This is a genomic window from Micromonospora sp. NBC_00389 (assembly GCF_036059255.1).
Lineage (GTDB): Bacteria > Actinomycetota > Actinomycetes > Mycobacteriales > Micromonosporaceae > Micromonospora.
Window position 1 is genome coordinate 4968566 of record NZ_CP107947.1, and the last position, 20001, is coordinate 4988566.

Annotated in this window: 21 protein-coding genes and 2 pseudogenes; 16 read left to right on the plus strand and 7 right to left on the minus strand. The window is 71.9% G+C overall.

The genetic code is table 11. The features are described from left to right. The first annotated feature begins 114 nt into the window (after window positions 1-114). The 7 genes and pseudogenes from OG470_RS23560 to OG470_RS23590 all read left to right on the plus strand — a co-directional run bounded on the left by OG470_RS23560 (window position 115) and on the right by OG470_RS23590 (window position 7322). Window positions 115-1617 (plus strand): hypothetical protein, encoded by a 1503-nt coding sequence (locus OG470_RS23560; protein WP_328415520.1) that lies wholly within the window; start codon window positions 115-117, stop codon window positions 1615-1617. Then, window positions 1614-4100, plus strand: a complete 2487-nt coding sequence (locus tag OG470_RS23565; RefSeq protein ID WP_328415522.1) for a hypothetical protein — start codon at window positions 1614-1616, stop codon at window positions 4098-4100. Before OG470_RS23560 ends, OG470_RS23565 begins: the two co-directional genes overlap by 4 nt. Before the next feature lie 28 nt (window positions 4101-4128). Further along, window positions 4129-4812, plus strand: a complete 684-nt coding sequence (locus OG470_RS23570) for a hypothetical protein (RefSeq protein ID WP_328415524.1) — start codon at window positions 4129-4131, stop codon at window positions 4810-4812. Between the two features lie 47 nt (window positions 4813-4859). After that, a pseudogene (locus OG470_RS23575) lies at window positions 4860-5111 on the plus strand (hypothetical protein). A 367-nt stretch (window positions 5112-5478) separates the two neighbouring features. Continuing rightward, window positions 5479-5892 carry a DUF2267 domain-containing protein gene (locus OG470_RS23580; protein WP_328415525.1) on the plus strand — a complete coding sequence of 138 codons (414 nt, stop codon included), beginning with the start codon at window positions 5479-5481 and terminating at the stop codon, window positions 5890-5892. 85 nt (window positions 5893-5977) lie between these two features. Continuing rightward, window positions 5978-6370, plus strand: a complete 393-nt coding sequence (locus OG470_RS23585) for a DUF2267 domain-containing protein (protein WP_328415527.1) — start codon at window positions 5978-5980, stop codon at window positions 6368-6370. 40 nt (window positions 6371-6410) lie between these two features. Then, window positions 6411-7322, plus strand: a complete 912-nt coding sequence (locus tag OG470_RS23590; protein ID WP_328415529.1) for a TIGR03619 family F420-dependent LLM class oxidoreductase — start codon at window positions 6411-6413, stop codon at window positions 7320-7322. Window positions 7323-7338: 16 nt separating this feature from the next. Here OG470_RS23590 and OG470_RS23595 read toward each other — a convergent pair whose 3' ends face one another. Continuing rightward, on the minus strand, window positions 7339-7773 hold the full coding sequence (locus tag OG470_RS23595) for a TIGR03668 family PPOX class F420-dependent oxidoreductase (protein WP_328415530.1): 435 nt from the start codon (window positions 7771-7773) through the stop codon (window positions 7339-7341). A 124-nt stretch (window positions 7774-7897) separates the two neighbouring features. Between OG470_RS23595 and OG470_RS23600 the strand changes: the two genes are divergently transcribed. Then, on the plus strand, window positions 7898-8347 hold the full coding sequence (locus OG470_RS23600) for a VOC family protein (RefSeq protein WP_328415531.1): 450 nt from the start codon (window positions 7898-7900) through the stop codon (window positions 8345-8347). A gap of 715 nt (window positions 8348-9062) precedes the next feature. After that, on the plus strand, window positions 9063-9458 hold the full coding sequence (locus tag OG470_RS23605) for a nitroreductase family deazaflavin-dependent oxidoreductase (RefSeq protein WP_328415533.1): 396 nt from the start codon (window positions 9063-9065) through the stop codon (window positions 9456-9458). Between the two features lie 20 nt (window positions 9459-9478). Here the strand turns inward: OG470_RS23605 and OG470_RS37365 are convergent, their stop codons facing one another. Further along, window positions 9479-9739 carry a DUF4326 domain-containing protein gene (locus OG470_RS37365; protein ID WP_442931207.1) on the minus strand — a complete coding sequence of 87 codons (261 nt, stop codon included), beginning with the start codon at window positions 9737-9739 and terminating at the stop codon, window positions 9479-9481. Between OG470_RS37365 and OG470_RS23610 the strand changes: the two are divergent. Then, window positions 9683-10054: pseudogene (locus OG470_RS23610) on the plus strand (aldehyde dehydrogenase family protein); the annotation flags it as partial. The gene OG470_RS37365 and the pseudogene OG470_RS23610 sit on opposite strands and share 57 nt — an antisense overlap. Here the strand turns inward: OG470_RS23610 and OG470_RS23615 are convergent. From OG470_RS23615 to ccsA, 5 genes are read right to left on the minus strand one after another with little or no spacing between them, the layout of a single operon-like run. Further along, on the minus strand, window positions 10026-10922 hold the full coding sequence (locus tag OG470_RS23615; protein ID WP_328415536.1) for a cytochrome c-type biogenesis protein CcmH: 897 nt from the start codon (window positions 10920-10922) through the stop codon (window positions 10026-10028). The pseudogene OG470_RS23610 and the gene OG470_RS23615 sit on opposite strands and share 29 nt — an antisense overlap. Further along, window positions 10919-11470 (minus strand): TlpA family protein disulfide reductase, encoded by a 552-nt coding sequence (locus tag OG470_RS23620; protein ID WP_328415537.1) that lies wholly within the window; start codon window positions 11468-11470, stop codon window positions 10919-10921. The genes OG470_RS23615 and OG470_RS23620 overlap by 4 nt, the downstream gene beginning before the upstream one ends. Next, window positions 11470-13413 (minus strand): heme lyase CcmF/NrfE family subunit, encoded by a 1944-nt coding sequence (locus OG470_RS23625; RefSeq protein WP_328415539.1) that lies wholly within the window; start codon window positions 13411-13413, stop codon window positions 11470-11472. The genes OG470_RS23620 and OG470_RS23625 overlap by 1 nt, the downstream gene beginning before the upstream one ends. Then, entirely contained in the window at window positions 13403-13813 is a 411-nt protein-coding gene (locus OG470_RS23630) for a cytochrome c maturation protein CcmE (RefSeq protein ID WP_328415540.1), read from the minus strand. The genes OG470_RS23625 and OG470_RS23630 overlap by 11 nt, the downstream gene beginning before the upstream one ends. Further along, on the minus strand, window positions 13810-14562 hold the full coding sequence (ccsA, locus tag OG470_RS23635) for a cytochrome c biogenesis protein CcsA (protein ID WP_328415541.1): 753 nt from the start codon (window positions 14560-14562) through the stop codon (window positions 13810-13812). The genes OG470_RS23630 and ccsA overlap by 4 nt, the downstream gene beginning before the upstream one ends. A 136-nt stretch (window positions 14563-14698) precedes the next feature. Between ccsA and coxB the strand changes: the two genes are divergently transcribed. Genes coxB through OG470_RS23665 form a run of 6 tightly spaced genes read left to right on the plus strand, consistent with a single transcriptional unit; the run spans window position 14699 to window position 20000 of the window. After that, the gene (gene coxB, locus OG470_RS23640; protein WP_328415542.1) at window positions 14699-15742 is read left to right on the plus strand and encodes a cytochrome c oxidase subunit II; all 1044 of its coding nucleotides are present in this window, start codon (window positions 14699-14701) and stop codon (window positions 15740-15742) included. 17 nt (window positions 15743-15759) lie between these two features. Continuing rightward, a complete protein-coding gene (gene ctaD / locus OG470_RS23645) occupies window positions 15760-17685 on the plus strand; it encodes a cytochrome c oxidase subunit I (RefSeq protein ID WP_328415543.1) in 1926 nt (641 codons plus the stop codon). Beyond that, entirely contained in the window at window positions 17682-18308 is a 627-nt protein-coding gene (locus OG470_RS23650) for a cytochrome c oxidase subunit 3 (protein WP_328415544.1), read from the plus strand. Before ctaD ends, OG470_RS23650 begins: the two co-directional genes overlap by 4 nt. Next, window positions 18305-18709, plus strand: a complete 405-nt coding sequence (locus OG470_RS23655; protein ID WP_328415545.1) for a hypothetical protein — start codon at window positions 18305-18307, stop codon at window positions 18707-18709. The genes OG470_RS23650 and OG470_RS23655 overlap by 4 nt, the downstream gene beginning before the upstream one ends. Continuing rightward, complete coding sequence (locus OG470_RS23660; protein ID WP_328415546.1) at window positions 18697-19611, plus strand: cytochrome c oxidase assembly protein; 915 nt, start codon at window positions 18697-18699, stop codon at window positions 19609-19611. Before OG470_RS23655 ends, OG470_RS23660 begins: the two co-directional genes overlap by 13 nt. Further along, complete coding sequence (locus OG470_RS23665; protein WP_208869579.1) at window positions 19608-20000, plus strand: c-type cytochrome; 393 nt, start codon at window positions 19608-19610, stop codon at window positions 19998-20000. The genes OG470_RS23660 and OG470_RS23665 overlap by 4 nt, the downstream gene beginning before the upstream one ends. Window position 20001: the final 1 nt, after the last annotated feature.

Sequence of the window (20001 nt, forward strand, 5' to 3'; positions counted from 1 at the left end):
CGCTGACAACACAAGCGTGTCGGCTATCCGTCACTTCGCTGGCCGCGTCGGGTCGGTCTGCTTCCGTAGCGCGGTGGACCTCATCGACCAGCCGAAGAACATGGGGAAGCGCTGGTGACCGCGATGCTGGGTCCGGCGTGGACGCTCAAACCCGACACTCCGGAGGACACCGGCCGCCAGCCGCTCGCCGTCGAGACTGTGATCGGCACGCACGCCGCGGGGCTGATTCCCGGCGTCATCACCACCACCCCCCACGCCCGTTACCTGGCCCTGCACGCCCGCCTCGCGATCGAGGCGCAGCGGCGTGGCTGGACCGACAAGGCAGACCTGGGACAGTTCCGCGCGCTGGTCCGCCGCGCTGAGGTCGTGCTGGGCGCGGTGTCCGTTGCGCACGGCGACGACGACCACCACCTACGGGCGGGATCGTTCGGTTCACACGGCGTGAACACGATTCGGCCCGCACTGGACCGGCAGCGTGCCGTCGATGTCGGTCATGTGGCCGACGCGTATAGCCGGGTACCTGGCGGCTACCTGCAGACGTACGCAGGGATCGAGGCGGTTCTCGGCCTCACCGATGGGGGACGGATTCCCCTGCCCGGGCCGGCGGCCGACGCCGACCAGCTCGCCGCCCTCGACGAGGTGCTGAGCGTGGCGGAACGGGAGAAGCCGCTCTCCATGGCGGACCTCGATGCCCTGCGCCACCTGTGCGTGTGCGCCATCGGCGACGCCCCCGACGGCGCGTGCGTGCGCAACGCCTACTTCGTCGACCCCGGCCACACCGATTACGCCAGGACCCATCGGCGCAGCGCCGCGCTGTTGGTTGGGGCGCTCACCGGCGAGCAGGTCGATGCGGAGTCGATCGACATGTCCATGGACCGGTGGTGCTGCTTCCGGCCGGGGCTGCTGGAGTTGGTGGGCGAGGACCTGCACCCTCATGCCCTCGTTTGGCGTGGTGCGCTGCTGCGCAACTGGTCGGTCTGGGCGTGGCGGCTGATCTGGGCGCGGTTGGTGTCGCCGTTGTCCGGCACCGGCACCCTTGAGCAGGCGATCGCCGAGTTCGTCCGCGCTCTTCCGGACGCAACCGTCCGCGAGGCGCTCATTGACGGCCTCCCTCCGGTGGCCGACCACGTCGGCACCCCATTGCCGGTCGAGCATGACCTGTACGACGACGCGCTCGAAGCTGACGACTGGACGGTGCTTGGCATGCTGCGGCTGCTCGCCGTCGGCGCCCGACGGCTGGACCATCTCGACCCGGTCACCCGGGACGCCTTCGTCGGAGCGTTCTCCGACGACCTGGGACCCGGCTACGTCGTCGCGTGGCTCGACCGCGACGCCGACCGCCCGCTGGCCGATGCCGTCTCTGACCTCGCCGCTGCGCTGTTCCATCGGGCCGAATCGGTGAGCCGGCAGAAGATGCAGTGGACCCGGTACGGCCTGCGCCTGCCCACCCGTCTGCGCCGCGTCGGCGACCGGTGGCGCCTGGAGGGCCGGGAAGGCCGGGGGGCGGTCTCCCTCCGGCTGCCGACCTTCACCAACGTCATGCAGCAACTGGGTGTGGTCGCGCACGACGGCGGCACCTGGCGTGCCGGCCGGCACGCCACGGAGGTGACGTCGTGACGTTGTGGGAGGACCTGCGGGGAGCCGCCCCGCCGGCGCTGCTGCGCGGCCGGCCGCTCGCCGACGCCGAAGAGGTCCTCGTCCTCACGTACACCTGTGACCTGTCCTTCTTCGAGGACGTCTGCCTGCGGGAGGCGCAGGCCGTCCGCGCCCGCACCACCATCCTTTACGACGCCGACGAGCTCACCCAGGGGCCCCGCCGGGCCGATTACCTGGCCCTGCCGGTCGTCTGCAAGGGAGGCGGGGCCTTCCACCCGAAGCTCGTGGTGATCGCCTCCGAGACGGACGCCGTGGTTGCCATCGGGTCCGGCAACGCCACCCCGTCGGGCTGGCACCACAACGCGGAGGTCTGGACGCTGCTACGCGGTGCAGGCCAGACGGTGCCGCAGCTGTTCCATGACCTCGCTGCCTGGCTGCGCCGACTGCCCGCTGCGGTCTGGGTGGAGAACCTCGGTCGGGAACGCCTCGACCGAGTCGCGGCGCTGCTTACCGCCCGTCCGGCGGAGCAGGCCCCCGGCCAGCCGGTGCTGGTGACGACGGCGGCGCGTCCGATCATCGAGCAGCTTCCGGTGCCGGGGACGCCCGTCACGTCGCTCGCGGTCGCCGCCCCGTTCTTCGACCCGCGGGCGGAGGCGCTGCGCCGGCTGGTCGACCGCTTCGGACCCGCCGAACTGCACCTCCTGCTCACCCGGGACGTCCAGTGCGACCCGGACACCCTCGCCGGAGTGGTCAAACGCGCGCCGACGGGCGTGGTCGCCACCCCGAAGAGCAGCCGCTACCACCACGCGAAGATCGTGGAGTGGAGAACGGCCGACCAGTCGTGGGCGCTGACCGGCAGCGCCAACTGCAGCATGGCCGCCCTGGTCAGGACCATGGCCACGCGTGGCAACTGCGAGCTCGGCCTGCTGACCGAGACGGCCCCGTTGATCGACACCGGAGCCGCCCACGAAGTGGACCTGGCGCAGCCGGCGGGTCTGCACGTACGGGAACCCGGCGAACGCGTCCCCTCGCAGGCGGCCCTCCGCGTGCTCGGGGTCCGGGTCGACGCCGAGCGGGTGGAGGCCACCGTTCTCGCCGACGCGGAGCTGGCCCCGGCATGGCTCATGGTCGACGGGCTGCGGCTCGACCACCAACACAGCGACGGCAAACTCCACCTCTACGCCGCTGTCCCGGCGGCCGACTGGTCTCTTTTGTCCGGTGGGCGGGTGACCGTGCACGTGGCGACCGACATGGGCGTCGAGATCCGCGACGTGGTGGTGACCGACGTGACTGCGGCGCTGTCGCGCATCGACCGCCCGTCCCCGCTGGAACACACGTCGCTGCCGCTCGTCATCGCCGACCAGGCACACCTGGCCGCGCTCGTCGAGGCGCTCGCCCACCTGGCCTCGGTCCGCCCGGACCGCATCGCCACCCCGCCCGGCAGCAACCGGCGGCGCCAGGTCGAAGGTCGGATCACCGCGGCCGTCGGGCCGGCGCTGCTGCGTTTCGCCCTCGGCGTGGACGGCCGGAGCCGGCCAACGCCGACCGACGAAGAGATCTTCGACGATCCGGACGAGGACAACGGCGCTTCGCGGCGGCCCGGCCAGGGGGAGCGGAGGACGACGGAGGAGGGTTCACCGGACCGGGCGGCGCCTGTCGCGACGGTGCTGGACGCGCTCACGCCAGGCCAGCGCACCCGGTTACGACGTGAGATCGAAGGACTGGTCGACGCGTCGGAGGGGTGGTCGCTGCCGGCGAAGCTGGCCGTCATCCGGCTGGTGCTGACCTTGGTCGCCGGCGGGCTCTGGCTGGATCCGGCCGACTGGTCCGACCTCCTCTACTGGGTGGTGCTGCAACTCTGGATGACCGACCAAGAGGAGAGCCTGGACGACGAGCACGCGGCCCTCGCCACCATCGGGCTCGTGGCGCTGCGCAGCGGTCTCGACCGCCGGACCGAGCCGGACAGCGAACTCGTCGAGCAATTCGAGGAGCTACGGCAGGCGTACGTGGAGCGGACCGACTGGCTCGCGGCGGCGCCGGTGGAGACGGTCCGGCGGTACGCGGCCGGCCTGGGCGGACACACCTTCGGTGTGCTGTTCGGACAGACCAACTTCGTGGCCGAACTCAGCTGGATCCTCGGGCGCACGGCGTTGCACGACGCGGTGGACCGGCTCACGGGTGCCCAGCTCGACAGTGGTTCCGTCGTCCGCGTCACCGGCGGCCGGACCACCCGTCAAGCCGTCATCGCCGCCCTCGACGCCCTGCGCGACTTCCCCGAGGTGCAGGTGGCGTCGGAGGGTGAGCCGGCGGTGCACGGCTGGTGGAACGGGCGACGTCTGCTGCTGGTCACCCGGACGGGTGCCACGTGGCGGGCCGAGACCTGGTCGAACCTGATGACCGGTATCGCCGCCTACTCGCGCGGCACCCCGTTGCGCCCGCCTGACCGGCGTTGGACGGCGTCCGGGCCGGACGACGCCTTCGGAAGTCAGACGACCAGCCCTTGAGCGAGCCAGGCGAAGGAACCAGATGTCGATGAGGGGCCCCACGATCGCGGAGCGGGCCGTGCAGGAGTTGCTGCGTGCTAGGACGCCGCTCGACGACGACGAACTTGCCCGGCGGCTCGACGTGCAACCGCGGCAGACGATCAACCAGGTGTGCCGCCGGTTGGAGCAGAGCCGTCGGCTCCGCAGATACGTCGGCCCTGCCGGCAAGATCGTGAACGAACTCCCGGGGGAGGGCGGAACGTCGGCGCCGATCGTGCGGCAGGAGACCCGGCCGGCACCGGCCGCCGGCGACAGCGCGGTGCAACGGCACGCCGAGAGCGTGATGCTCGGGCTGCTCGGCGTCCGGCTGGGCTGCGCGCTCAGCCCCCGGCGATTCGTGCTGGAGGACGGGTCCCGGGTCGAGGTCGACGGGGCGGACGAGAACCTGACCGTCCTCGTCGAGGCGTGGGCACACCAGGGGCCGCCGAAGTCTGCCCAGAAGCACAAGGTGCTCGCCGACGCCTTCCGCCTGATGTTCGTGGCCTCGTCGCTGCCGACCCCGCCGCGCCTGGTGCTCTGCCTCTCCGACCCAGAGGCGGCCCGCCACTTCACGACCGCGCGCTCCTGGGCTGCCGCAGCGCTGCGCGGGTTCGGGCTGGAAGTCGAGGTGGTCGAGCTGCCAACGGAGGTGAGGTCGGAGATCCTCTCCGCCCAGCAGCGTCAGTACCGATGAGCTCTGCCGCACGGGGAGTTGGCGAGGCACGAGCAGGCGGTGCAGCACTGACCCAGCGGTACGTCATTCACCTGCCGGTGGTCGCGAACGACCTGCCCGCCGCGCAGCGCCTGGCCCGGGTGATCGCCGCTGGCTGCTCGTCCTGCCGCAGACCGATCCGGGCGGGACCACCGTTTCGGCCGAGGACGACCAGAACGTACGCCGATGGGTCTTCTTGCGATGCGCTGATGCCCGGCGGTCGGCGCTGCCTGCTCCGCGCCGACCACGACGGCCACTGTGCCCGCCGCCTCCGCCGCTAACTTGGCCCTGCGATGCCTTTCCGGCAACTCGCTGCGAGCCCACCGCTGGCTCAGACGGCTGGCTGAAGCCTCTGCCGTCGAGCACGTTGATGATCTCGTCGTCGCGGGTGACCTCGTAGCCGCTATGGCGCAGCTTCGCCAACAGTTCGCCCGCCCGTGCCGGTCCATCGGAATGTCGAGGATGTCGCCGTAGCGCGCCATGGTGATTCGCCCGATGGGGATGAGGCAGGGTCACCCCCCGTCCCAGGAGGCTGTCGAGGTACCAGTTCGCTCGGCACCCGAGAGTGAAGTGTGCGATCGCGGCGCATTGAGGTCAGGGGCTCGTAACTGGCGGTTCGACGGCGATCGGGCCGGAGAGGAGAATCAGGTGGAATACGAGGATTTCATCAACGCAGTGGCCACGCGGGCGAAGGTGTCGACCGATCAGGCGGCGACACTCAGCCGCGCGACGTTGGAGACATTGGCAGATCGGATCAGCGCCGGCCAGGCTGAGAACCTTGCCTATCAGCTTCCCGGAGGGCTGGACGATTCCCTGCGCAATCCGCCACCGCGTAGAGGCGAACATGCCAAGTCGTTCGGGCTCGAAGAGTTCGTGCGGCGGGTGGCGGACCGCCCGGCCGTCGACCGTGCGCTCGCCGCTGCCGGGGTCGGCGCGGTGCTCACCACGCTCCGTGAGGCTGTCTCCCGTGACCAGTTCGAGGACGCGGTGGCCCAGCTTCCGAAGGAGTTCCAGCAGGTAATCGAACCGGTGGGTGCCGGTGGCGGGCAGCGCTCCGGGTAGCACGCACAGCTGCGCGAGACAGAACAACTGTCGACGCCGGTCACGGATGCCGCGACGCACCTCGACTGGTTCGGAAGGAGAACTGGTGAACTACGCCGAATTTCTCGAAGCGGTGGGGAAGCGGGCCGGAATGCCGGCGGCGGAGGCGGCGAAGTTCGTCGGAGCCACGCTGACGACCTTGTCGGAAGGAGTCAGTGGCGGCGAGGCGCGGCACCTGGCCACCCAGGTCCCCGAGGAGTTGCGGGGGTACCTGCACAAGGACGTGGACTTCGCCGAACGACTCGACCTCGTGGAGTTCCTCAATGAGGTAGGGGTCCGCGTGGGAACGGATGACGAGCGGCCCGTTGAGGGCGCCCGCGCCGTGTTGACGACCCTGCGCGAGGCGGTGAGCCCCGAAGAGCTCGAGAGTCTGGAATCCGAGCTGCCAAAGGACATCCGGCAGCTGCTTCATCCGGTGGGCCGCGGCGTCGGGGCTTGAACCGAGCCACTTCCTGGCCTGATCTGGGTACGGTGCGCGGGTGGAGGTTGGATTCGCCCCGCCCGTCTCCGGCTCGTGGGCCACACCGGAGCGCATGATCCATGTCGCCCGCCGCGCCGAGCAGCTCGGATACCACTCGCTCTGGACGTTCCAGCGGCTCCTGGTGCCCGCCGACCTCGGCTGGAGCGAGACCTACCACAGCGTCCAGGATCCGCTGACAACGCTGGCGTTCCTGGCGGCCCACACCACGCGGATCCGGCTCGGCGTCGCGGTGCTCAACATGCCGTTCATCTCTCCGGTGCTGCTGGCCAAGCAGACCGCGACCCTCGACATCCTCGCCGGCGGACGACTCGACGTGGGACTCGGCCTCGGCTGGGCGGACGAGGAGTATCAGGCGACGGGGGTGAGCAAGCATCGGCGGGGCCATCGGGCCGAGGAGTTCCTCGCCGTTCTCCGCGCTCTCTGGCAGAACGACGTCGCCGAGCATCGTGGCGAGTTCTACCAGATCCCGCCGACGCGCCTGGAGCCGAAACCCGTGCAGCGGCCACACCCGCCGATTCTGCTCGGCGGCCAGGCGCCCGCCGCGCTGCGCCGGGCCGGCCGGCTCGCCGACGGCTGGGTCAGCGGCAGCCAGGCGGACCTGACAGGCATCGGCGAGGCGGTCGCGACCGTCAAGGCCGCCGCTGCGGAGGCCGGCCGCGACCCCGGCTCACTGCGATTCGTCTGCCGCGGCGCGGTCCGCGTACGCCCGACGGGCCCGCCCGATCGCGAGCCGCTCACCGGCACGCTCGAGCAGATCCGGTCGGATCTCGGCAGACTTGCCGAAGCCGGCATCACCGAAGTGTTCGTCGATCTCAACTTCGATCCGGAGATCGGCTCACCCCGCGCCGACGCGCAGGCGTCGCTGCGCCGGGCCGACGAGGTGCTCGACGCCCTCGCTCCGACCCGCTGACACCCCTGACCGGCGCTCACCCGGCCGGGTCGGCTGCCGCGTCCGCCGCGGACCACGCCGACCAGCCGGTCACCGCTACCGCGATCACCGGCCCGGCTGGTGGTCGCTGGACGTACTGCGGGTACTTGTCGGCCAGCGCGGCGCGGGCCGCGGCCTCCTCCACGCGGTCCTCCACCAGCCGGCCGTGCCCGTCCAGGCGGACCCACCACAGCCGCGACCAGTCCTCGTCGTACTCGTCGACCAGCAGGCAGGCATGCCCCGTCGCCTGGATGTTCTCCACCCGTCGTAGCCGCCGGTGGCGCTTGGGCTTCTCGTCCACCGCGTGGTAGACGACGTCGTCGAGCAGGACGAAGCACACGGGCACCAGGTGTGGACGCCCATCCGCTCCGACGGTGGTCAGCCGGGCCACCCTGGCCGACCGGACCCGATGGCGGATTTCGTCGGCGGGCACAGGCCCGACGGTAACAGCCGACACCGGCCATGGTGACTCGTTGTGGCCGCGGCGTCGTCGAGCCGGTGGGTGTGCCGGCGCCGCACGCGGGTACGCCCTGCCGATCGGACCCGGGGGAGGCGTGATGGCGAGCGAGGCGCCCGACTACTTCCAGCCCGAGGCTGGGCTGGTGCTGACGCACCTGCTGATCGTGCGGGATGTGGACCGTTCACGGGAGTTCTACCAGCGGGTGCTGGGAGCGACGGTGGTGCGGGAACGCCAGCCGGCGATCCTGCGGTTCCACAACAGCTACATCGTGATCAACGACGAAGGTGGCCCGACCGACGACAAGCCGGGTGTGCAGGCGCAGGCGCCGCCGGATTCGCGGACGCTCAGCAGCGCGATGAACGTCCGGGTCACCGACGTCCGGGCGGTCTACGAGCAGTGGCGATCACGGGGTGGGGAGTTCCTGACCGAGCCGAAGGACCACGGCGTCGAGATCCGGTGCTACCTGCGTGATCCGGACGGCTACCTGATCGAGCTCGGTCAGGGCACCGGGATCCTCGCCGAGATGGGTCGGGCAGCCTCCGCCTGAGCCTGACGATAGGCGCCGCCGGCACCTCTGGTCACGGCCAGACCAACCATCGTGATCGGGCCCCTGGTGATCAGGGCGGTACCCGGTGCCGAGATGCACGAGCCAGGCGAGGACCCGCTGGCTATGTTTGCAACGCCACATGTGCCGCCAAATGGTATTAATCGGGCTATTGCTGCCGCCGCACTCGGCGAGCCGGTCGGCAGACGACCGACCCGGCCGCTTCAGGAGCGTTCGTAGACGACGGTGCCGTCGGCGATCGTGTGGGTGAGGCGGGCGTCGGCGGGTAGTCCCGCGCCGGTAGCGAACAGGTTGCGGTGGAGCCCGGCAGGTCCGCGCGCTTGCCGACCGCGATCGTGTCGGCGTCATGGTTGACGTACGCCGAGTCTGCGGTGAACGCGATGGGTAGCGGCAGCGCCTGTTCCGGCAGGAACGGGGCGTCGAGCTCGGTCACCGCGGCGGCGAGCAGCTCGGCATCGACGTACGTCAGGCCCCAGTTGTCGGTGTGGCCGCCGCGCCCAATCCGGTCCCAGGTACGCCTGCCGGGCCGCGAGGTCGTTGAGTCAGACCCGTAGCCGGTTGCGCCCGGCCAAGGGCGCGTGAATGTGGGCGTCCTGGAATCCTGGCAGCACCATGCCGCCCGATCGGCGGGTAGCAAAACCAGTGCAGCGATCGAAGTGTCGGCCGCTTCGGTCGCGCTCGGGGGAACATGGTGGCCATGGTGTTACCCAGACGGTTGGCGAGGTTCAACCGGGTCGTCACCAACCGCGTGACCGGTCCGCTGGCCGGGCGGCTGCCCGGTTTCGGCGTCATCATCCATCGGGGCCGCCGCTCTGGTCGCGAGTACCGGACGCCGATCAATATCTTCCGGACGTCCGACGGTTACGTCGCCGCGTTGACCTACGGGGTCACCGACTGGGCGAGAAACGTACTGGCGGCCGGCGGCTGTGAGCTGGAGATCCGCGGCCGGCGAGTGCCCCTCACCCGTCCCCGCCTCGTGCACGACCCCACCCGCCGGGACATGCCGCCGGTCGTCCGCCAGCTCGTCGGGGTGATCGGCGTGACCGACTTCCTCTATCTCGACACCGTGCCCGATGCAGACCACGTCCACTAGGCAGATCTCCGCCGGGCTTCCTACCGAAGGCTCGACGTTGGCAGCGAGTCGGCGAGTTCGGCGATAACCTCGGCGTGGCAGCGCTCCGGCACGCACCAGCAGCCGAGCCGGCGTCCGCGCAGGCCGGGGCGGAGGGCGAGGAGGTCGGGTCGGCCGAGCAGGTACGCCCGGTACTTGTCGAGGATCTCGTTTCGGGTGCCGTCAGGGCCGGGGCGGACTACGACCCCGCCACCGGCCAGGTCTCCGGACAGGTCGACTTCGCAACCGCCTCGGTCGTCGATGAGGCGGTCGCCGCCGCCGACGAGGCGTTCACCCGATGGCGTAGCGCATCCCTCGCTCGGCGGATGAGCGTCATGTTCTCCTTCCGGGAACTGCTCAACGCCCGAAAGTCCGACCTCGCCCAGATCATCACCGCCGAGCATGGCAAGGTGCTCTCCGACGCCGCGGGGGAGATCCAGCGTGCGCTGGAGGCGGTCGAGTTCGAAGGATCGGCGGCGATCGGTGCGGGCCAGCACCAATGCGTGCGCGACCCGGCTCAACGTGGATCCATGGGGTTCGGGTGGGGTGTCACGGGCCGGCGGCCAACAGCCGGGTGATCTCTCCGGCGGCCGGATGCTCCGGAGCGATGGTCAGGAAGCGTTGCAGGGTGCGCGCCGCCTCGGCGGACCGGCTGTCGCGCTGCGCCAGCCCGAGCACGAGCAGGCCGTCCGGGGAGTCTGGGGAGCGGGTCAGCACCTCCCGCGCCGACTGCTCCGCGCCGGCGTTGTCGCCGGCCCGCAGCAGCGCGAAGGCGAGCCGCAGCTGGATCGCATCGTCGGGGCGGTCGCGCAGGGCCTCCCGGTACATCCGCGCTGCGGCGTCGTAGCGGGCCTGCCCCTCGAGGTCGCGGGCCAGCTGCACGGCGACCGTCACGGGATCGGCCGGTTCCGGATCCTGGCCCGGCCGGTCCAGGCGGCTGGCGGCCACCGTGACCGACGCGACGAGGCTCACCATTCCCACCGACACCGCGCGCCACGCCCGGCGCGTGGCCCGACCGGTGGGCGCCGCCCGCACGGCCGTGGCCCGCGCGGACGGGGTCGGGCGGGGACGCAGCGTGCGCAGGGCCGCGTAGCCGCCGGCCAGCAAGGTCAGCGCGGGTACGGCCCAGAGCAGCAGCTCCGCCCGGCGGGTCGGCGGGTCGGTCAGCACCTCCGGGCCGTAGCGCTGGACGAACCAGCGGCGGATCTCGTCGCGGTCCCGCCCCTGGGCCAGATGGTCCGCCACCACCTGCCGCATGGCCGCCGCGATCGGCGAGCGGGAGTCCGCCACCGACTCACCCTGGCAGGCCGGGCAGCGTAGACCCACTGCCACGGCGCGTACGGGGTCCTCCCGACCGGTGCCGCCGGTCGACCGGACCAGCCCTGCGCCCGCTGCGGCGATCAGCGCCGTGAGGACGAGTGCCCCAACGGCCGCGCGCCACCTCATCGGGCCAGCAACGGCGCCACCCGCTGCTCAAGCCACTGCCGGGTGACCACACCCGGCTGCCGGTCGACGATCCGCCCGTCGCGGTCCACCACGAACGTCTCCGGCACTGCCCGGACGCCCCAGTCGACCGCCCGGGTGCCCTCCGGATCTGGCAGCACGGTCAACTCCCGTGCGTCGGTCTCGTCAAGTAGCGCCCGGACCGCCTCGGCGCCGTCCCGGACGTTCAGCCCCACCAGCCGCAGCCCACGGGGCGACCACTGCCGTTCCGTCTCGACCAGTAGCGGCAGCTCGTCGCGGCACGGGCCGCACCAGGAGGCGAACACGTTGACCAGCAGCACGTGGCCACGGGCTTCGGTCAGGTCGAACCGGCCACCATCCAGGGTGGCGCCCGTGAGCGCCGGGGCCGGCGCGGGGGTGACGCCGTTGGCGGCGCCGGCGTCGAGCGGCGTCGACGGTGACCGTAGGCCGAGGGCGACCACGGTGCCAACGGCGACGATGAGCACCAGCACCAGCGCCGGGCCAGGTCGCAGCAGGCGGCGGGCGGTCATCACCGGGCCCCGGCGGCGACCGGGTCAGGCGATGCCGCGACGACGTTCGGGCGTCGCGGACGGGCGGTGCGGATCGCCGCCAGGAGTCCCCCCGCGGCCGTCAGCGTGCCGCCGGCCCAGAGCAGCCCGACGAGCGGGTTCACCGCAAGCCGTACGGTCGCGCTGCCGCTGTCCGGGGCGACCGCGATCAGGGTGACGTACGTGTCCCGCAGCAGTCCGGTCTGGATCGCCGGCACCGTGACAGCGGTGTCCCGGGCGGGGTTGTAGCGTAGGGCGGGCCGGACCGTTCGTTCCCCGCCGCCTGCCTCGGTGAGCCGGAGCCGCGCCCGTACGGTCATGCCCCCGCTGGCGCCGCTGCGGTCCACGCCGAGCAGGCGCACGGACACGTCGCCCAACCGCAGCGCCTCCCCAGTGTGGATGGTTCGCTCCGTGTCGCGGCCGTACGCGGAGGATCCCGCGACACCCACCGCAACCAGGGCGATCCCGGCGTGCGCGACCAGTCCGGCAGCCCTGCCCGGTCTCCGGTTCCGGCCGGAGCGCGGCCGCCGGTCGGCCAGCTCTGCGGCCACGCCGGTGAGCACGAACGCCGCCGCTCCGAACGCGGTGAGCGCGGGCAGGCCGGGCCGGCTGAGCAGCCCCACCACGGCGACGGTGGCGAGCGCCACGGCGCCGGGTAGGGCGAGTCGCCGCAGCGCCTGCGTCCGGTCGCGGACCCGCAGGGCCGGCGTCACGCCCATCATCAGCAGCACCGCGATCGCCAGCGGTACCGCCGTCCGCTGGTAGTAGCCGGGTCCGACCGAGGTGCGCACCCCGCCGAGCGGTTCGGAGAGCAGCGGGAAGATCGTGCCGATCAGCACCACCGCCGTGATCGTCACCAGAAGCACGCCGTTGACCAGCACGGCCGTCGTTCGGGACAGGAGCGGTGTGCTCCTGCCGTGGGCGGGTTCGGGATCGCGCCATCCGGTCAGGACCGTCGACACGATGACCGTCAGCAGCACGAAGCCGAGCAGCATCGGCCCCAACGGTGAGTCGGTGAAGGCGTGCACGCTGGCCACCGCGCCGGACCGGGTAAGGAACGTGCCGAGCAGCACCAGCACGAAGCTCGCGGATGCCAGGGCCAGGTTCCAGCCGGCCCGGCCGGCGGCCCGGCCGGCGGCGCGGCCCAGGGTGGCGTGCAGGAAGGCGGTGGCGGTCAGCCAGGGCAGTAGCGACGCGTTCTCCACCGGGTCCCACGCCCAGTAGCCGCCCCAGCCCAGCACCGCGTACGACCACCAGGCCCCGAGCCCGATGCCGGCGGTCAGCGCCGCCCACGCCGCCAGGGCCCAGGGTCGGGCGGCCCGTACCCAGCCCCGCCCCTGCTGGCCGGCCAGCGGTGCGGCGATCGCGAAGGCGAACGGCACGACCAGGCCGATGTAGCCGGCGTAGAGCAGGGGAGGGTGCACGCCCATCGCCGGGTGCTGCTGCAGCAGCGGGTTCGGCCCCGGGCCGTCGGCGGGTACCGGGTTCACCTCGCGGAACGGGTTCGCGGCGAAGGTGGACAGCGCGAAGAAGAACATGGTCACCGTGCTGACGACCACCATTGCGTAGGCGTGCAGCCGGGGCGGGTGCCGGCGGTGGGCCAGCAGTGCCGCGTACCCGGCGAGGATCAGCAGCCAGAGCAGCAGCGACCCGTCCAGGGCGGACCAGAGGCTCGTCAGCGTGTAGTACAACGGCACCTGGCGTCCGCCGTTCTCCGCCACGAAGCGGACGCTGAAGTCGTGCCGGAGCAGGGCCGCCTCCAGCAGCGCGCAGGCGACGGCGGCGGTTGCCAGGGTCGCGGGGGTCCCGAGGCGGGCCGCTCGGGTGGGCGTGGCGAACAGGGCCACCCGCAGCCAGAGCAGGGCGGTCAGGGTGGCGCAGAGCAGACCGACCGTGAGGCTGGCGGTGCCGAGGTCAGCGAGCATCGACCGACCCCGGCGGGGCGGTGGACGGGCGGTATTCGTTGCCGTGCCGGACCACGACGTGGTCGGAGCGGAACACCCTGTCCGGCGACAGGGTGCCCTCCACGACCGCCCCCTCGCCCTCCCGGAACGTCTCCGGTGGGACGCCGCGCTGCTCGACGGTGATCTCGTGACCGTCCTCGGCGAGGCGGAACACCACGAGGTCGCCGGTGCGCCGCAGCGACCCGGGCACCACGTCGCCGCCGAGGCGTACCCGTTCCGAGGTCGCGTCCGGATCGCCGAGCACCTCGCCCGGAGTGCGGTAATAGGTCAGGGTCTCCCGGAGCGCGCTGGTGACCAGCAGCGCGCCGGCGGCGAGGAGCACGGCGACGACGGCGGTCCGGCCCCCGCGGCGACGGATCATCCGACACGGACCGGGACGCGGTCGGGGGCCGTGTCGGGGGTCAGCCGGCGTTCCAGCTGGACCACCCGGTACAGCAGGACGCAGAGCGCGGCGATCGTCGCGGCGGCGACGGCGAGCAGCAGGGCGACGCCCATCCTGGGGTCGATGGGCGGGCGCTGCGGGGCGAGCACGGTCGCCTGCTGGTGCAGCGACCGCCACCAGACGACGGAGAAGTGCACCACGGGGACGAGCAGGAAGCTGGCCATCCCGACGACCGCGGCGGGCCGCGCCACCCGGTGGTCGCCTCCGTCTCGCGCGCCGGTCCGCTCTGCCAGCGAGCGGCGCAGGGCCAGGTAGCCGGCGTACGCGAGCAGCAGCAGGACGGTGCTGACCAGCCGGGGGTCCCACGCCCACCAGGCACCCCAGACCAGCTTCCCCCACAGTGACCCGGTGGCGATCGCGACGGCGGTCAGGGCCGCGCCGATCTCGGCGCCCGCCCGCGCGAACCGGTCCCAGCGAAGGTCGCCCCCGATCAGGTACGCGCCGCTGGCGGTCAGCACGACGGCGAACGCGGCGTAGGCAACCCAGGCCGCGGGGACGTGGAGGTACATCAGTCGCTGCGCCTGGCCCTGCACCTCGTCGGGGGGTGCCAGCCATCCGCCGGCCACCGTCGCCGCCGCGGTGAGCCCGCCGGCGAGCCAGGCCATGGTCCGGCGGCCGGCGGCCGCTCTGCCGGTGTCCGCGACAAGGTCCACGGTGGAGGCTCGCATGATCTCCCTGTCCGCGCCCCCGGGGCGCTTGCGGATCGAGTTGCGGTATCACCATAAATCGGTCCAGTCGCACTCGTCGGGTTATCAGCCGCAAACAGGGATGAACGGGGTTCGGAAGGGCCTAGTGTCGCTCTCGGTGGACACGACAGCAGGGATGACCATGAGCGCCGCCCGACCCGCCGGGCGGCGCCGGCAACCGCGCCCGCTCCCGGTGCTGACGGCCCTGTGCGGCCTGGCCCTGCTCGCCGGATGCGGTGGTGACCCGCCGTCCGTCCTTAACCCCGCCGGCACGGGCGCCGCCCGGGTCGCCAACCTGTGGTGGCTGCTCTTCTGGATCTCGCTGGCGGTGGTCGCCGAGGTCATGGCGCTGCTGATCTGGGCGCTGGTGTTCCGGCGGGGCAACGTCCGGGTGCGCCACGGGCAGCCGCTCCGCTTCGTCACGATCGCCGGAGCCGGGCTGCCGTTCGTCATTCTCGTCGCCGTCTATGGGGTGGGGCTGCGGGACCTCGCCGCGCTCGCCGTCGATCCCGACCCCGACGCCCCGACGGTGGAGGTGACCGGCCACAAGTGGTGGTGGGAGGTGCGCTATCCGGGGGCGTCCGGGGCGACCGCGAACGAGATCCACATTCCGGTGGGGGAGCGGGTGAAGGTCCGGCTGCGCACGGACGACGTGCTGCACAGCTTCTGGGTGCCGCAGCTCATGCCGAAGACGGACCTGATCGCCGGTGAGACCCGCGAGACCTGGTTGCGGGCGGAGCGGGCCGGCCGCTACCGCGGCCAGTGCGCCGAGTACTGCGGCACCCAGCACGCCCACATGGCCTTCCTGGTCGTGGCGGAACCCCGCACCGACTTCGACGCGTGGCTGACCCGCCTGAACGCCCCGGCCCGTCAGCCGCGCACGGAGGCCGAGCGCCGCGGCCAGCAGGCGTTCGTGCAGGGCACCTGCGCCGCCTGCCACGCGGTACGGGGCACCGGCGCCCAGGGCCAGGTGGGGCCCGACCTGTCGAACGTGGGCTCCCGATGGAGCCTCGGCGCCGGGGCGGTACCGAATGACGCCGGACACCTCGGCGGCTGGATCGTCAACTCCCAGACGGTCAAGCCCGGCAACGCGATGCCCCCACAGCCGGTCGGCGCGGCCGCGCTGCCCGACCTGATCACGTACCTGCGGTCGCTGGATTAGGTCGGGGAGGGGGAACTATGGTCACGACCAGCACGCCGCCCGGCGTCAGCCGGGTGGACCTGGCCCGGCTGACGGAACACTGGGCGGAGCCGCGCTCGCTACGCGGCTGGTTCAGCACGGTCGACCACAAGAGGATCGGCCGGCGCTACCTGGTCACCGCCGGGGTCTTCTTCGTCCTCGCCGGACTCAGCGCCCTGGCCATGCGCACCCAGCTCGCCCGACCCGAGGCGGGACTGCTGTCGCCCGAGGAGTACAACCAGCTCTTCACCATGCACGGCACGGCGATGATCTTCCTGTTCGCCACACCGATGCTCTTCGGCTTCGGGAACTACCTCGTACCCCTGATGATCGGCGCCCGGGACATGGCGTTCCCGAGACTGAACGCCTTCGGCTACTGGGTCTTCCTGTTCGCCGGCCTGTTCATGTGGGCGAGCCTGCCCTTCGGCGCCGCCCCCAACAGCGGCTGGTTCGCGTACGCGCCGCTGAACTCCGAGCAGCACAACCCCGGCCTGCACATGGACGTCTACGCCCTCGGTCTGCTCTTCCTCGGCATATCCACGACCGCCGCCTCGATCAACTTCATCGTCACCGCGCTCAAGCTGCGGGCACCGGGAATGTCGCTCAACCGGGTACCGCTGTTCGTCTGGGCGATCGTCGCTACCGCGTTCATGGTGATCTTCGCGCTGCCGGCGCTGAACCTCGACAACGCGATGCTGTTCCTCGACCGCCGGTTCGACACCCACTTCTTCGACCCGTCGGCCGGCGGAAACGTCCTGCTCTGGCAGCACCTGTTCTGGATCTTCGGACACCCCGACGTGTACATCATCGTCATGCCGGGGCTGGGCATCGTTTCGGCGGTGCTACCCGCATTCACCCGGCGGGGCGTGGTCGGCTACCCGCTGATCGTGCTGTCCATCGTGGCGATCGCGATCATCTCGTTCGGGGTCTGGGTGCACCACATGTTCGCCACCGGGCTGCCGCAACTGTCGTACAGCTTCTTCAGCGCGGCCAGCACGATCATCACCATTCCGTCCGGGCTGCAGATCTTCGCCTGGCTGGCCACCATGCTGCTCGGCCGGCTGATCATCCGGGTGCCGCTACTGTTCGTCGTCGGCTTCATCGTGACCTTCGTGCTCGGCGGCGTCACTGGCACGATGTTCGCCCTGACCGCGTTCGACCAGCAGGTCACCGACACCTACTTCGTGGTGGCGCACTTCCACTACGTGCTGATCGGCGGCGCGGTCTTCCCGATGCTCGCCGGCATCTACTACTGGCTGCCCAAGATCACCGGGCGGATGTACCACGAAGGGCTGGGGCGCTGGGCGTTCTGGCTGGTCTTCGCGGGCATGCACGTCACCTTCTTCCCCATGCACCTCTACGGTCTGTTCGGGATGCCCCGCCGGGTCTACACCTACGCCAGCGAGCCGGGCTGGGGCGGATGGAACCTGGTCAGCACCATCGGCTCCTACGTGCTCGCTCTCGGACTGCTGCTCGTGCTCGTCGGCGTGGTGCACGCCGTCCGCCGGGGTCGGCCCGCCCCGCCGGACCCCTGGCGCGCCGACACCCTGGAATGGGCCACCACGTCGCCGCCCGAGCCGTACAACTTCCCCGTCCTGCCTCGGGTGCACAGCCTGCACCCGGTGTGGGACGAACGGACCGCCGAGTCGACCGGCGAGGGGGCGACCGCGGACCGCATCCTCAGCGAGGGACGCAACACACTGCTCACCAGCGAACTGGACGCCCGCGTCGAACGCCCGGTGCCGATGCCGGAGTCAACGCTCAAGCCCCTCGTGCTCGCCGCCGCGTTGCTGGTCCTCTTCGCCGCTCTGCTCGTCGCCTGGTACCCGGTGGCGGCCGTCGCCGCGGTGGTGGTGGCCGCGACGATCGCGGTCTGGCTCTGGCCAGCTGGACCGAGCCGGACGAGCGGGGTGGCGACACCATGACGGATCGGGGCGGGATCATGGCGGCCACCGGCGCCGAGGCGCTGAGCACCGAGCTGCCAGCCGGTCGATCGACCGGCTGGTGGGGCATGGTGATGTTCGTGGCCACCGAGGCCACCCTCTTCGCCTGCCTGCTCGGCAGCTACTTCTACCTCCGCTTCCAGTACGGCCCCCAGTGGCCGCCGGGCGCCATCGGGGCCCCGGAACTGCTCAAGCCGTTGATCATGACCGCCGTGCTGCTGCCCAGCAGTCTGCCCATGGTGTGGGCCGAACGCGGCAGCCGGCACGGCCGGCGGTGGCAGCTGCGGTGCGGCCTGGGCGCCACCATGGTGCTCGGGCTGACCTTCCTGACCCTGCAGGCCATCGAGTACGCCGAGAAGCTCCGGCACTTCACCCTGACCACCGACGTGTACGGGTCGCTGTTCTACCTGATCACCGGTTTCCACGGGCTGCACGTCCTGGTCGGCCTGACCATGATCGGCTGGCTGCTCGCCGCCGCCCTGAGCGGCGCCACCATCGACGCCCACCGGCGCGAGCGGGTCCGCAACACCGCCATCTACTGGCACTTCGTCGACGCGGTGTGGGCCGCCATCCTGTTCACCATCTACCTCTCCCCACGACTATGACCACCACACCACCCGGGCCACGGGCCCGTCTGACCGGCGGGGTGCTGCTCTGGTACGGCGTCCTCGGCGGCGCCGTCGCTTGGGCCGTACACGTGCTCGCCGCCTGGGGCCTCGACGAACTCGCCTGCGCCGCCGGCTCCGACCGCGTCCTCGCCATGCCGCTCGGGCGGGTCGTCGGGCTCGCGGTGATCGTCCCGGCCCTGGTCACCGCGGGCTCGCTGGCGGTCGCCGCCCTGGCATGGCGACGCACCGCCCGCGCGCAGGCCACGGGCACCCAGGACCGGGCGTACGGCCGGTCCCGGATGCTCGCCGTGGTGGGCGTCTGGGTCAACCTGCTGTTCCTGACGATCATCGTGCTCGGCGGGGTCGCCGTGCTGGTGCTGCCGCCATGTCAGCTCTGAGCGTCCACCAGGCACACGGGCCCGGCCAGAGCCCGCTGGCCGAGAGCCTGCTGGCGATGCTCGTCGTCGTCACGGTCTGCCTGCTGGCAGCCGGCTACGGGCGGGGCGTCCAGGAGCTGTGGTCGCGCCGCGGCGCGGGGCACGTGGTCCCCCGCCGGCGGGTGGCCGCGTTCGGCGCCGGACTGCTGGTGGTGCTCGGCACTGAGCACGGGCCGGCGCACGAGATGGCGGAGTCCTCCTTGGCCGGGCACATGGCTCAGCACATGCTGCTCCTGCTGGTGGCCGGGCCGTTGCTCGCGGCCGGCGCGGCGGGGCTGCCGCTGAGCATGGCCGTGCCGCTCCCGCTGCGCCGGCTGCTCGCCCGCTGCCGGGTGGCGCCGCCGATGCGCCGGCTGCGCCACCCGGGCACGTACGCCCTGCTGGCCGGTGGCGGGCAGACCGTCGTGCTCTGGTTCTGGCACCTGCCCGGGCCGTACGCGGCCGCGGTCGACCGTCCCGCCGTGCACGCCACCGAGCATCTGTGCTTCCTGGCCACGGCCTGGCTGTTCTGGGCGCCGGTGCTCGGCTCGCCACGGCACCGCGCCCCCGCCCCGGTGACGGTGCTGCTGCTGGCCGGCACCATGCTGCCCGCCTCGGCCCTCGGCGCCGTGCTCACCTTCGCCCCGCAACCGATCTATCCGCGGCGGGTGTTCGGCGCCGACCCGCTGGCCGACCAGCAACTCGCCGGCCTGTTGATGTGGGCGCCGATGGACCTGGCCGTGCTGGTCGTGGCGCTGACCGTGTTCCTGGGCTGGCTGCTGCGGATGGACCGCGACCGGCCCGACGGCCTGCGCGGGGGGCCGCCACCCGGAGGGACCCGCCCGATGGCGACCACAGCTGAAGCGGAAGGGATGGTGCCATGATGCTGCCCCGCCGGCTCTGGGCACTCGGTGCGGCCCTCATGATCCTGCCGATGGTCGCGGTTACCGCCTGCGCCTCGACGGCCCCACCGCCACCACCGGAGTCGCGCAACGGACGGCCCGACCGCGGCGCAGAGCTGATCGCCCAGTACGGCTGCGGGTCGTGCCACACCATCCCTGGCATCAACCGCGCCGACGGCCTGGTCGGCCCGCCCCTGACTCGGTTCGGCGCCCGCTCCTATATCGCCGGTCAACTGCCCAACAACGCCGACAACCTCCGGCGCTGGATCGCCGATCCCCAGGCCGTGGAGCCCGGGACCGCCATGCCGAACCTCGGTATCAGTGCCATTGACGCCCAGGACATCGCCGCCTACCTCTACACGCTGGACTGAC

Excerpts from the sequence above, each read along its gene's own strand:
- OG470_RS23570 (WP_328415524.1), top strand. The coding sequence starts at position 4,129 with ATGAGGGGCCCCACGATCGCGGAGCGGGCCGTGCAGGAGTTGCTGCGT.
- OG470_RS23600 (WP_328415531.1), top strand. The coding sequence starts at position 7,898 with ATGGCGAGCGAGGCGCCCGACTACTTCCAGCCCGAGGCTGGGCTGGTG.
- OG470_RS23605 (WP_328415533.1), top strand. The coding sequence starts at position 9,063 with ATGGTGTTACCCAGACGGTTGGCGAGGTTCAACCGGGTCGTCACCAAC.
- OG470_RS23615 (WP_328415536.1), bottom strand. The coding sequence starts at position 10,922 with ATGAGGTGGCGCGCGGCCGTTGGGGCACTCGTCCTCACGGCGCTGATC.
- OG470_RS23620 (WP_328415537.1), bottom strand. The coding sequence starts at position 11,470 with ATGACCGCCCGCCGCCTGCTGCGACCTGGCCCGGCGCTGGTGCTGGTG.
- OG470_RS23625 (WP_328415539.1), bottom strand. The coding sequence starts at position 13,413 with ATGCTCGCTGACCTCGGCACCGCCAGCCTCACGGTCGGTCTGCTCTGC.
- OG470_RS23630 (WP_328415540.1), bottom strand. The coding sequence starts at position 13,813 with ATGATCCGTCGCCGCGGGGGCCGGACCGCCGTCGTCGCCGTGCTCCTC.
- ccsA (WP_328415541.1), bottom strand. The coding sequence starts at position 14,562 with ATGCGAGCCTCCACCGTGGACCTTGTCGCGGACACCGGCAGAGCGGCC.
- ctaD (WP_328415543.1), top strand. The coding sequence starts at position 15,760 with ATGGTCACGACCAGCACGCCGCCCGGCGTCAGCCGGGTGGACCTGGCC.
- OG470_RS23650 (WP_328415544.1), top strand. The coding sequence starts at position 17,682 with ATGACGGATCGGGGCGGGATCATGGCGGCCACCGGCGCCGAGGCGCTG.
- OG470_RS23655 (WP_328415545.1), top strand. The coding sequence starts at position 18,305 with ATGACCACCACACCACCCGGGCCACGGGCCCGTCTGACCGGCGGGGTG.
- OG470_RS23660 (WP_328415546.1), top strand. The coding sequence starts at position 18,697 with ATGTCAGCTCTGAGCGTCCACCAGGCACACGGGCCCGGCCAGAGCCCG.
- OG470_RS23665 (WP_208869579.1), top strand. The coding sequence starts at position 19,608 with ATGATGCTGCCCCGCCGGCTCTGGGCACTCGGTGCGGCCCTCATGATC.